This is a genomic window from Mycobacterium parmense, assembly GCF_010730575.1.
GTDB classification, from domain to species: Bacteria; Actinomycetota; Actinomycetes; order Mycobacteriales; family Mycobacteriaceae; genus Mycobacterium; species Mycobacterium parmense.
In genome coordinates, this window is the sequence record NZ_AP022614.1 from 1359317 (window position 1) to 1371281 (window position 11965).

The 11965-nt window shown below is 66.1% G+C and carries 12 protein-coding genes; 5 read left to right on the forward strand and 7 right to left on the reverse strand.

Going from position 1 to position 11965, the window contains the following annotated elements:
• Window positions 1-68 precede the first annotated feature (68 nt).
• On the forward strand, window positions 69-1487 hold the full coding sequence (locus tag G6N48_RS06195) for a TIR domain-containing protein (protein WP_161494246.1): 1419 nt from the start codon (window positions 69-71) through the stop codon (window positions 1485-1487).
• Between the two features lie 655 nt (window positions 1488-2142).
• On the opposite strand, the gene G6N48_RS06200 is transcribed toward G6N48_RS06195, so the two are convergent.
• The 3 genes from G6N48_RS06200 to G6N48_RS06210 all read right to left on the reverse strand — a co-directional run bounded on the left by G6N48_RS06200 (window position 2143) and on the right by G6N48_RS06210 (window position 4420).
• Entirely contained in the window at window positions 2143-2538 is a 396-nt protein-coding gene (locus G6N48_RS06200; protein ID WP_085271131.1) for a hypothetical protein, read from the reverse strand.
• Between the two features lie 698 nt (window positions 2539-3236).
• A complete protein-coding gene (locus tag G6N48_RS06205; RefSeq protein ID WP_232066557.1) occupies window positions 3237-3767 on the reverse strand; it encodes a DUF2510 domain-containing protein in 531 nt (176 codons plus the stop codon).
• A gap of 188 nt (window positions 3768-3955) precedes the next feature.
• A complete protein-coding gene (locus G6N48_RS06210) occupies window positions 3956-4420 on the reverse strand; it encodes a hypothetical protein (RefSeq protein WP_085271132.1) in 465 nt (154 codons plus the stop codon).
• 46 nt (window positions 4421-4466) lie between these two features.
• On the opposite strand from G6N48_RS06210, the gene G6N48_RS06215 reads away from it, so the two are divergent.
• Window positions 4467-4934 (forward strand): tyrosine-type recombinase/integrase, encoded by a 468-nt coding sequence (locus G6N48_RS06215; RefSeq protein WP_085271133.1) that lies wholly within the window; start codon window positions 4467-4469, stop codon window positions 4932-4934.
• Between the two features lie 181 nt (window positions 4935-5115).
• Window positions 5116-5952: a glycoside hydrolase family 16 protein gene (locus G6N48_RS06220; protein WP_085271134.1), complete on the forward strand. Its 837-nt coding sequence runs from the start codon at window positions 5116-5118 to the stop codon at window positions 5950-5952.
• A gap of 9 nt (window positions 5953-5961) precedes the next feature.
• Here G6N48_RS06220 and G6N48_RS06225 read toward each other — a convergent pair whose 3' ends face one another.
• Genes G6N48_RS06225 through G6N48_RS06235 form a run of 3 tightly spaced genes read right to left on the reverse strand, consistent with a single transcriptional unit; the run spans window position 5962 to window position 8170 of the window.
• Entirely contained in the window at window positions 5962-6807 is an 846-nt protein-coding gene (locus G6N48_RS06225; RefSeq protein WP_085271135.1) for a class I SAM-dependent methyltransferase, read from the reverse strand.
• Between the two features lie 28 nt (window positions 6808-6835).
• Window positions 6836-7498 (reverse strand): hypothetical protein, encoded by a 663-nt coding sequence (locus G6N48_RS27815; protein ID WP_085271136.1) that lies wholly within the window; start codon window positions 7496-7498, stop codon window positions 6836-6838.
• A 24-nt stretch (window positions 7499-7522) separates the two neighbouring features.
• Entirely contained in the window at window positions 7523-8170 is a 648-nt protein-coding gene (locus G6N48_RS06235; RefSeq protein WP_085271137.1) for an SOUL family heme-binding protein, read from the reverse strand.
• 104 nt (window positions 8171-8274) lie between these two features.
• Here G6N48_RS06235 and G6N48_RS06240 point away from each other — a divergent pair, with 104 nt between their 5' ends.
• The gene (locus tag G6N48_RS06240) at window positions 8275-9369 is read left to right on the forward strand and encodes an NADH:flavin oxidoreductase (RefSeq protein WP_085271138.1); all 1095 of its coding nucleotides are present in this window, start codon (window positions 8275-8277) and stop codon (window positions 9367-9369) included.
• 44 nt (window positions 9370-9413) lie between these two features.
• Window positions 9414-10421: a phospholipase D-like domain-containing protein gene (locus tag G6N48_RS06245; RefSeq protein ID WP_085271139.1), complete on the forward strand. Its 1008-nt coding sequence runs from the start codon at window positions 9414-9416 to the stop codon at window positions 10419-10421.
• Window positions 10422-10449: 28 nt separating this feature from the next.
• Here G6N48_RS06245 and G6N48_RS06250 read toward each other — a convergent pair whose 3' ends face one another.
• A complete protein-coding gene (locus G6N48_RS06250) occupies window positions 10450-11904 on the reverse strand; it encodes an aldehyde dehydrogenase family protein (RefSeq protein WP_085271140.1) in 1455 nt (484 codons plus the stop codon).
• Between the last annotated feature and the right edge of the window lie 61 nt (window positions 11905-11965).

The following is an 11965-nucleotide window of genomic DNA, read 5'->3' on the forward strand; positions in this document are numbered from 1 at the left end:
AAAGTGGTCCGCGCGTATGCTGCGTTTCCAGTGCAGCTGGACCTAGCTCGTTTGAGGGAGTGCACGACATGGGAGTGTTCGTCAGCTACTCCAGCCGGGACAAAGAAGCAGTCACACGGCTGACCCAGGATTTGCGTGACGCCGACGAGCAGGTGTGGCTGGATCAGCGACTCGCCGGCGGCGACGCCTGGTGGCATGCAATCCTCGAGCAGATCCGCGGCTGCGACGTGTTTATCTTTGCGCTGTCGCAAAACTCAATCCAATCGAAGCCCTGCCAGGCCGAGTTGCACTACGCACAGAATCTTGGGCTGCCGATCCTTCCCGTCCAGGTCGGCCCCGTCGACAGCATGCAGCTCAATCCTCTGGCAACGGTCCAGACGGTTGACTACCGCACTTCGACGTCGACGGCGGGCATGCGCTTGTTGTCGGCGCTGCACCGAGCGCGAGCACAGCGCCAACCGCCCCCCTCGCCGCTGCCCGCCGAACCGCCGGTGCCGTTCGAATACCTGATCCGGCTCTACACCGCCATCGCAGGCACTGACCAGCTCAGCCCGCGTGATCAGGCCGCACTCGTCACTCAGCTCCAATTCGGCCTCCGGGAAGACGGCGAGCACGACGCCGCCCGCAAAGACATCGTGATGCTCTTGACCAAACTGCGCGACCGCGAAGACGTCACCTACCGCACCCGAACCGACGTGGATACCATCCTGGCGAACATCGACACGCAGGCGCCTCTCGGGCCTGCCTTGCAGCCACCCGGCGTCACCGCAACCAATACGCGCCCGGCCTCGACCGGCTCAACCGCCACGCTGGACGCTCCACCCACCGAACCCCAGGGCATGGGGATCAGCGATCCCCGCGAACCGCGCGGGAAGACACCACCGAAGTCCGACACCTTTATCGGCACGGAGACAGAAACCCCTCAGCAACAAGGGGTGTCGAAGCGGTTGTGGTCGTCGCAACTGGCATCGGGGTTGCTGGGCGTCACCGTGGGCTTCGTTGTGGTGACATGGTCATGGTCGGGCATGACCTTGACTCCCTTCGTGTTCTGTATTTTCCTGTATCTTCTAACAACCGGTATGGCGCAACTGTTCGTTGCGTCAGCCACGCGAATTTCCGCCGCCCGGTTTATGTTATTTGCCAGCGGCGCGGCGTCGCTAATCTTGGGTTTGGTAGTTCTGTATCTTAAATCAACCGGGATCAATTACCGTTATTTGTTCGTCGCGCTAGCGGTTGGGTTAATCGTGCGCGGCGGTGCGCAGGAGCGAGCGGCGGTCACCGACCACAACCGGCTCGGACGTGGCTGGCACATTTTGCTTGGAATCCTCGGTTTAATCGCCGGTATTTCGTTACCGTTACTTTGTTACTGGGAATGGTCGTTTTACGCGCTTATACCGGCGGCTGGCCTGTGGTTCGTCGTTATCGGGCTGTGCGAAGTCGTGTCCTCGCTCCGGATCAAGGCAGCCGCTGACGTGATGCGGAATTGATACCGGCTCCGGTCAACCCTTCCCCAACGGGTACTGCACCCTGCCGGAAAAGCAAAAATGTGACTTGGTGCCGACACCATGCCTGTCCTGCAAACCGTTTCCGAACAACGCCAACCTTCCTGCCTGTCCACATTCGCCAGCGCGACGAAACTGTCCGGCTGATTGAGGCGGCAAAACCCGAAGGGCGCGCCAGAGCGGCCGACGCACTCCAAAGCACCCTGGACCGACTCGACGCGATCATCGGCAGTCTGACCGGAGAAGCCGCTGAAGATGCCTCGGCCTGACTACGAACACAGGATCGCCCGCCTGAGCGCAGCAGTTCAGCGAAAGTCAGACGACGCCTCCGCCCGTGCCAGACGTGCACTAATGGCATTGGAGAGTCGACGCGCCCCGGTGAACTTCAACACCGTCGCCTGTATCCAAGGACTTCCTAGCCCCCTGATGACATTTGCCCGCGTGGAGAGATGCTCAGCCCAATGGGCACCGGATATTGCGTCCAGATTCAGGGGCCGTATGCGCCTCGAGGACCGCAGCTTCCTTGCAATGAGGGGCTATCCTGCGCTCTTCAAAATTGGTGATTCGAGGACGTCTCAATTCGAGGTCGCAACCTCGACCGTAGGTTGTGCAGCGCTGAGAGGGTAAGTCGCGTCGGGCGTTATCCCGAGAGGACGCCGTGCAACCAGCTGCCCAGTGCGTCCTCGGGCTCGTCCCCAACGACCGCCTCGTTATCGGTACCGACCTTCGCAGATTCGGGAGGATCGGGACCCTGGAAATATTGCGAGGCAACAACTTCACCGCTGTGCCAGTCCACGACTCGAGCGTCGTAATCCTGCCGCACCGCCTCGGTGGACCCGGCTCCGGATGCGCTCTGGTAGTGGCCCACGACGATGTAGATGATGCGGACGCAGACGACGGTATTGATCTTATCCGGGTCATTCGATGACAGACTGAAATCGACCTCTCTGGGCACAGAACCCTCCCTCCAATCTCTGGAGAGCGTTTCAATGCGCTGCTTGACTTGGCTGGCGTCGCCGATTTCGAAGAGGTCCACCGGAGGACGGGCATGTCCTTGCGCCGTGCCCGCAGACGCGGCGAACGCCTGTGTACACAATTGGCTTGCCCGCGAGTCTTCGCGCGCCTGCGCGTCATTCGTAGTCGGGGTCGTGCTTGACGCCGCGTTGTGCTGCGACGAATGCCCGCACGCACCCGCGACCATCAGCGTCGCCGAAATGCACGCCAACAGACAAACGCGCCGGCGCGGTATCGCCGGGCCAGGAGTCGACTGATGCTGTTTGACACCGCGGTTACCGACCATCGGCAACGACCTGCCTGAAAAGGCCGCCGATCTCGACGGTGCAGAACAGATCGGCAGCCACGGGGCCAGTGTTGCAGACGCCAGACAATGCCGCCGGTTATCTCCGCAAGTCATTGTGCCACTCACCTGTGACGACGGCCGCACAGTTGCGCGACGCTTCATGTCAGCGGGCCGTGAGAAAGGCATGGATGTTCGGCGCCGCCGAGGGATTCACAAGCCGACAACCACAGGCAGCGTCTACGACGCGATCCCCCACGGGACACCACCTCGCCACAACTGTCGCGGTCCGCTGACTTGCCCAGGAACCCTGGTATGTCTAGATGAACCGAATCTGGACGTTGCAATTACGACTAGGCTCGGGACCAGATCGGGAAGCACACCGGTCACACGAAATGAGGTGTGCATCGAACTCGGGATGCTTCAGTACCGAGCCGTTAATGAACCAGGTGGGCGATGCCAACCACCAGCGCGACGACGCCGATCAGAACTGCGATAACCACCAAAGTCGCCTGGTCCTCAGACATTCGACCGAGCCAGTTCGCCGTCGGCGATGCTGGCATCCCGTTTGTTCGTTGCACGTGGCCGTTTTCGTCGACACTGATGGTGGTGCGCTTCTCTCCGCCGCTGACCGTCATGACAATCCACACGGGCAGCCATAGGCCGCATAAGAGGACGGTCACGAGTAGATGCAGAACGTGGTTGATCGGCCTGCCCGTGGCCACAATCGCCGACGTCGTCGTACGCGCTTCGACCCGGCCGCCGCGCGCCACCACCGCCATAAGTTCCTGATCGAGCGCGGTTGCGCGTTGCGGTTTGGACGGCATGGCCGCCCCGACAACGGTCGTCGGCTGCGGCATCGGCGCCAAGCTGGGGGTCCACGCACCGCCATCCCAGTAACGCATAGCGTTCGCGCCGGACGGGTCGGGATACCAGCCGGCGGCGGGCATCGGCATCGGCGAGCTCATGGCGGCTCAAAATACCGGAATGCCGTTAGGAGTGGTGGCGAATCGAAAGATGACCTCCGCGACTACCCACGTCTCTTCAGGCCCCAGGGCCGGAGCGCCTGGCGCTGGAGCGATGTAGCCCGAATCGCTGACAACAGCAGCACATGCTTGGCATCATCAGACCCGTGAAGCGGCTGCCGGTGGGAATCCTACTGGCGTTGCGGCGCAGTCTCATCACTTCCGGCCTGCGGCGTACCGTAACGCTGCTCCCCTGCATTCAACATCTCGTTGATGCGGTCTCGATGGGCCTGCAACTGCGCGGCACGTTCCGCCAAGTACTGCCGTTCTTCGTCCGCAGCCTTCGGATACACCCAAACCCCGCCGTGCTCGCTCGTATAACCCTTGAGCACACCCGCGATTTCGGTCAACTTGTCCGCAACCGTCTTTGCGTTCACATCCGGGCTATCCCCGACATACAGCGTGTCGAAATGCGTTGCCCAGTCCAGAATCGCCCGATTCTCGAACCGGTTGCGGCGGCTATCCTGGAAACGTACGGAACCCTCGAAACGAGAGCCCAACTCGTCGCGTTTGTCATACCGCGCCGTGGACGAGTCCCACATGGTGATCCATTCCTGACCCGGAGCTAATATGGCGATCTCGTCGGGCAGATGCACATGCGTTACCAGCTCACCCGACCCGCCTAGATAAGGCGTCCGGGGTGTGGTGCATCCGAGGCAGCAGTGGGCCGGGGCACCGTTGAAGACGCCTGGCAGCGATGCACCAATCCCGATCCCCCGGGACCTGGCGCTGATGCTGTCCGCTTCGGTGCAGCGGTTCGGTGGCGAAATGATGGTGACTAACCGCAGGGGTAGGCCGTGTGGTCCGTGGATCATTTACGAAGCCATCAAAAAGGTCCGTGAATCGGGAGTTGTTGAAGGTTTGCCGGAGAGGTTCACGTTCCATGATCTGCGGCATTACCTGGCTTCGCTGCTGATCGCGTCGGGTGCTGATGTCAAGGTGGTGCAGGCGCGGATGCGTCACGAGAGCGCAAGCACGACGCTGGACGTTTACTCGCATTTGTGGCCGGACACTGATGATTCGACCCGGGCGGCGGTCGGCATGGTGATCACGAAGCGGATGGCTGCGGATGCTTCTGCGGACGCTCTGCGGACGGAGCGGTTGTCGTGAGCGGCGGTGTGCAGGTCAGCGAATTAGCTGCTCGGGAAGTGAGAATTGGCCATGAATTTTCCTCATTCGAAATCGGTACCGCGGACCGGTATCGAGATCCGCGAGGAGGACCCTAGCGAAGCGCTCTGACACATTTGCTGTTTCGACCGTGCGCGGCACAGGCTGCTATCGTCCCTTGCTTATGCCGGAGATGGATCGCCGCCGCCTGATCGTGACGACGGGAATCGGCGTGCTGGCAGCCGCGCTGACCGCCCCGGAAGCGCGGGCCCGCCCGGCTTCCCGGGGCCGGGTGGCACCGCCCGAGGCCCCCAGCGGCCAAGCCGGAAGCTACATCTTCGCCGACGAGTTCGACGGGCCCGCCGGGTCGGCTCCCGACGCGTCGAAATGGGCGGTGGCGCAAGCGCGCGAGACCATCAAGGACCCGACGTATTGGGAGCGGCCCGAGAACATCGGGCAGTACCGCGACAGTCGCCAGAACGTCTTCCTGGACGGCAAGTCCAATCTGGTCCTGCGCGCCGCCAAGGACGGCCCCACCTATTACAGCGGCAAGGTGCAAAGCACCTGGCGGGGCGGCGTAGGGCACACGTGGGAGGCCCGTATCAAGCTCGACTGCCTGACCCCGGGCGCCTGGCCCGCCTACTGGATGGGCAACCAGGACGAGGGCGAGATCGACGTCATGGAGTGGTACGGCAACGGCCTTTGGCCGGCCGCCACCACCGTCCACGCCAAATCGAACGGCGGCGAGTGGAAGACCCACAACATCGCGCTGGACAGCGGCTGGCACACCTGGCGAACCCAGTGGGACGAGGCGGGGATCCGGTTCTGGAAAGACTACGTCGACGGCGCGCAACCCTACTTCGACGTGCCGGCCAGCTCGCTGCCGGACTGGCCGTTCAACGCCCCCGGCTACACCGTGTACACGGTGTTCAACCTCGCGGTGGCCGGCTCCGGAGGCGGCGATCCCGGGCCGGGTTCCTATCCCGCCAACATGCTCGTCGACTGGGTGCGCGTCTGGTAGCGAGCGTTCCTAGCGGGTCAACAGGGTGGCCGCGCTCCACGCCCGGCGACCGGGACGACGCGGATCGGGCTGCGGCAGCCAGGCGTACGGGCGCATGAACGCCGGCAGCCGATGTAACCGGCGGGCGGCCAGGTACAGCGCCTCCCACTGCAGGGGCTTCCAGCCCAGGCCCTCGAAGAACGCCAGCCCGTTGTCGGGGGCGAAGACGAACGGCGCGTTCTGCAGCATGCCGGCCATCTTCTTGTTCATCATCTTCTTCAGGCCCGGGCCGGCGAAATCGAGCATCCACCACGCGACCTCGGGCCGGGTGATCGCCCCGGAGAGCGCGACGACGTCACGTTCCTGCAGGTACATCAGCAATCCCTCGGTGAGGACGAGCGCCTTTTGCGCGCCGGCCAGCGCGTCGTCGAGGAAGGCGTCGCGCGCGTGCGGCTCGGCCAGGTCGACGGCGGCGCGGGTCAGCCTGCAGCGCGGCGTCTGGTCGGCGAGCAGCTCGGTCTTCTCCGCCAGCAGTGCCGGCAGGTCCGCTTCCACCCAGCCGAAGTCGGGCGGGAGTTCCAGACGGTAGGGCCTCGTGTCCAGTCCGGCGGCCAGGTTGAGCACCCGGTCACAGCCGTCGGCGATCGCGGCCGCGATGGCGTCATCGATGATCTTGGTGCGCGCGACCAGCCACCACCCGTTGCGCGTGCTGCGCGGGACTTGGGCGACGATCGCGCGGCCGTGCTGACCGGCGAGGCGTTCGGCGAGCGGGTCGTGAAACAACGCGTCGGGGCGGGCGGACTCGGTCGCCCGGTGCAGGGCCGTCCATCGGGCCGTATCGGAAACGTGGGTGATCGTGTGCCCGGTGTCTGACATAGGTTGCGTTATAGCATCCCGCCCCGGGTCAATCCCCGGCGAACCAGACGGCCGTGACCGTGCGGGTCTGTGGCGGCGGAAGGTGGGCGCCCGGCGCGCCGAGTTGGCCGACTTTGACCGTCCACACCTGCGACGAGCGGTCGATGCAGTTGCCCTCACCCTGGCTGGGCAGCCACAGCACCGCGAGGTCGGCGCCCGCGACGTCGCAGCCGTAGACCGGCACGTAGCCGTCGTCGCGCCCGCCCCACGCGCCGCCGTTGCGGAACAGGCAGTGCGTTCCGTCGTCGAGGGTCAACGCGAACGGGTCCGGCAGAGCGGGGGGTTGCACGGGCGGCAGCGGGCGGCCATAGGTCACGCGATGAAGCTGCTTGTCCCACGGATTATCGACGCAGAGAAGCGATCCCGCTGTCGACGGCCAGCATGTGCCGGCTCCGGCGGCACTGGGCGAGCAGTAGTAGATGTTGGCGGCGACCGCCGACGGCGACGGCGTGCTGCAGTCGTCGACGGTCGCGACGTTGTCCTGTCCCGGCGCCTCCCGGTAGCCGTTGATCGGTCCGCCGCCCGGGCCGATGGCCACGACGGTGATCTGCTGGGTGGGTGGCGGATCGGCGAGCGCCGGCCCGTGCGGCTCGGCCACCGCGAGCGCCGCAAACGCGAGCGCTACCAGGGCAATTCGCGACGCTGCGTGCACCGAGCCAACCTTCCCGCAACCGGCCTAGACCGGTACCGAAGCCGGATCGACCGGGACGGCGATCTCGTTGCGGCGAAACGGTGGCAGGGTCCACGGCGGATCGTAGAACCATGCGCCGGGATCCCCGGCGGGGCGAACACCCTTCTCCCGCAACGCGTCCAGGAGTTCTGAAGTGCGGGCGGCGATGGCCTTCGGGCTGCGGTCACCGCTGAATCGCAGCACCGCCACCGTCTCGGGCGGCACCTCGACCAGGCGGACCCGGTCGTCGTCGGGGGCGGGGAGCGCATCCATCGTCCAGTTCGCGGGCATGTAGAACCGGATCACCCAGCCGCCGTCGCTGCCAACAGCCTGCGCGACCGGCGCGGTCATCGAGATCTGCGCTGCGTTTCGCGCCGGGTGCTGGCCGACGGGTGCCGTCATCGAGATCGACTGGTCGGTGTGATTGCCGCCGAAGATGTATCCCGCCAGCCGCCGGAACCCGGCGTTGCGCGCGCGGTTCTCGTCGTCGACCACCGTTGTCTCGGCGGCAATCCGCGGTCCGTAATCGCGTATCTCGACGGTGCCGGTCAGCCGGCGGCGAGTGTAGCTGGGCTCTTCGGTCCCGGCGCGAACGCCCACCACCGCGAGAACCGATTCGATGACCTGCTGGCCGAGTTGGATCGGATTCAGCATCAGAGGGTTTCCTTTCCCCGCACAGCATATTCCCCTCATCCGAAGCCGGTCCCGGACGGCCGCGGCGCGGAATAGCCACGACGGGCGATGCGTTGGGCACCAGCATGGCAACCGACGACCTGTTTACGCCGTTGACCGTGCGATCGCTGACCGTCCCCAACCGGTTCGCGATGGCGCCGATGACCCGCCAGGCCTCGCCCGGCGGCATCCCGGGCGCTGACGTCGCCGAGTACTACCGGCGCCGCGCCGCCGGCGGTGTCGGGCTGATCATCACCGAAGGAGTGCGGCTGCCCGACCCCGCCGCGGGTTATCCGTTCAGCGTCCCCACGCTCGCCGGTGACGAGGTGCTCGCGGGCTGGACGCGTGTCGTCGACGCCGTGCACGCCGAGGGCGGCACCATCGCCGCGCAGCTGTGGCACCAGGGCGTGGCGCGCGACGACAGCGACGGCGTGCTGCCGGTCGGGCCCTCGGGCGTCGACGGGTTCGGCGCGCCGAAGGGCCGCGCTCTGGCGACCGGCGAGCTTCCCGAGGTCGCGGCGTTGTTCGCGCGCAGCGCGGCCACTGCGCGCGACCTCGGGTTCGACGCGGTCGAGCTGCACGGGGCCCACGGCTACTTGCTGGACCAATTCTTCTGGGAGCGAACGAATCTGCGAACCGACGGGTACGGCGGGTCGCTGGCCGCGCGGACCCGGTTTCCCGCCGAGGTGGTGGCCGCGGTGCGCGCCGCGGTCGGACCGGACTACCCGATCATGTTCCGCTTCTCGCAGTGGAAGGGCACCGACTACGCGGCGTCCATCGTCGACGACCCGACGCAGCTGCAGGAGCTGCTCGCCCCGCTGGCGGATGCCGGCGTCGACGTGCTGCACCCCTCGACCCGCCGGCACTACGTGCCCGCGTTCCCCGACCACGACAGCGAGTTGAGCCTGGCCGGGTGGACCAAGAAGGTCACCGGGCTCCCGGTCGTCGCCGTCGGCTCGGTCGGCCTGCAGACCCAGTTCCGCAGCGAGGAGCGCGGCCAGGTGATCCAGCCCGCGTCCGTCGACCGCCTGGTCGAGCAGTTCGACGCCGGGGAGTTCGACCTGGTGGCCGTCGGGCGGGCCCTGCTGGCCGACCCGGCGTGGGTGAATCGGCTGCGCGACGGCAGGCTCGGCGGTTTCGCCGGATACAACCCGGAGACCGCGCTGGCCGCGCTTGCCTGAATGGTCCACCGCAATGTCGGTGCGCGGCAATAGCATCTCCAGGCGTGGGGATCGTCGTCGTGTTGCGCAGAGCGCTGGCAGCGGTGTGCGCGGCGGCCGTGGCGGCGGCCCCGGTTGCTGCGCCGCGCGCCCCTGCCGCTGACGCGGATTACCAGCTGGTCCAGGAGCCCGAGGCGGGCTACTCCCCCATCATCGGATTGATCGCCGGCGCGAGGCGCTCGGTGCGGATGACCATCTACGAACTCACCGATCCGGCCGCCGTCGGCGCGCTCGTCGACGCGCAGCACCGGGGGGTGGACACCCGGGTCATTCTGGATGCCGCGTTCCACGGTTACCAGACCAACGCCGAGACCTTCCGGCAACTCGACGACGCCGGCGTCGGCGTCAAATGGGCTCCGGACGGGGTGATCTACCACCAGAAGACGATTGTGGTTGACGACATCACCGCGGCCGTCGGCACCGGCAACCTCACGCCGCAGTACTACGCCACCAGCCGCGACGCCTGGGTGCTCGACACCAACCCCGCCGACGTGCCGGCGATCGCCGCGACATTCGACACCGATTACACCGCGGCCCCGGCCGGCCGGCCGCCCGCGGCGACCCCGGCGCCCGACCTGGTCTGGTCGCCCGCGGCGCGGGCCGAGTTCCTGCAGCGCATCGACAGCGCCTCCCGCACCCTCGACGTCACCAGCGAGGAGCTCAAGGATCGCGCCGTGATCAGCGCGCTGGACAAGGCGGCCCGCCGGGGGGTGAACTGCCGCATCGTCTTGACCGAGAATCCCGCGTGGGCCCGGGGCATCGCCGAGGTGTCGGCCGCCGGCTGCTCGGTGCACCTGTTTCCGAAGACGGACACCGGCCTCTACATGCACGAGAAGATGCTGCTCACCGACGGCAGCGAGCTCATCATCGGTAGCCAAAACCTGTCCACCACAAGCCTTCTCGAGAACCGGGAGCTGTCGCTGGCGTTGGACAGCGCCACGGCGCCAGAACTCATCGCCGCCGTCGCATCCACCTTCGACGCCGACTACGCCGCCGCACCCCCGTCGTCGTGATCCCGGGGCTCGGCCCGCGACGAGACCGCTAGAGCTGAATCCAGGCCGACTTGGTCTTCATGTACATGTCGATGCCCTCGCGGCCGAACTCGTGCCCCCAGCCGGACTGCTTGTGGCCGCCGAAGGGCACGTCGTGGTCGAAGACCAACTGGCAGTTGACCTGAACGCTGCCGGCGTGCAGTCGCTTGAGCATCCGGTGGGCCCGGCCGACGTCCTGCGTCCAGGCGGTGGCCGCCAGGCCGTAGGTGGTGTCGTTGGCCATGGCCACACCCTGGTCCTCGTCGTCGAACGGCAGGATGGTCACGACGGGCCCGAAGATCTCCTGCCGGTACAGCCGCATGCCCGGATCGACGTTCGTGAGCACCGTCGGGTGGACGAAATAGCCCTTGCGGTCCAGGCGGTAGCCGCCGGTCACCACCTCGACGCCGTCATTGCGGCCCTCGTCGATGAAACCCATGACGCGGGTCAGCTGTTTCTGGCTGATCAGCGGGCCGCTGACGCAGCCTTCCTCGTTGGGCGCGCCGAGCTTGAACGTGTTCGCCATCATGGAAATACCTTCCACGACCCGGTCGTACACACCGCGCTGCGCGAAGATCCGCGACCCGCACACGCAGCCCTGCCCGGAATGCACGAAGATGCCCAGCGACGCCATCAGGATGGCCTTGTCCATGTCGGCGTCATCGAAGATGAGCACCGGCGACTTGCCGCCCAGTTCGAGCGTCACCTTCTTCAGGTTCCCCGCCGAGGCCCGCACGATCTCCTTGCCGACCTCCGTCGAACCGGTGAAGGCGACCTTCTCGACGTCGGGGTGCGCGGTGATGGCGGCGCCCGCGGTGTGGCCGTAGCCGGTGAGCAGGTTCGAGACGCCCTCCGGAACGCCCGCCTCGTGGATCAGCTGGTCGAGCAACAGCGCCGAAAGCGGTGTCTCCTCAGCGGGTTTGACGAGCACGCTGCAGCCCGCGGCCAGCGCCGGCGCGAGCTTGGCGCTGGCGTTGAAGATCGGTCCGTTCCACGGGAAGATCAGGCCCACCACGCCGTAGGGCTCTTTCAACGTGTACGCGTGCATGTCGACGTAGGCGTCCGTCGCGATACCGTCGGTCTTCACGTCGTAGGCGACGCCGTTGATCTTCGAACACCAGCCGGCGTAGTAGCGGAAGAACTCCGAACACGTCGACATCTGCAGCGTCGCCTGCATCAGCGGCATGCCCGTGTTGAGCGAATCCAGCTGGGCGAATTCGTCGGCATGCGCGTCGATCAGGTCCGCTATGCGCCACATGATCTTGGCGCGCTCACGGCCCGGCAATTGGGACCAGGCGCCCGACTCGAAGGAGGCCTTGGCTCGCGCGGCGGCTTCGTCGACGGCGTCGGGCCCGCAGTCGGTGAATTCGGTGATCGGCTCTTCGGTGGTGGGATCGATGACTTGAATGACGTCACCCGATCCCGGGCGCTTGCGAATGTCGTCCAATATCGCCTGTACCGTCATCTGATTCCCTTCCCATGCCCCGCGCGCCCACAATGCTGAGCACCTGCTTAGCATTGTGGGC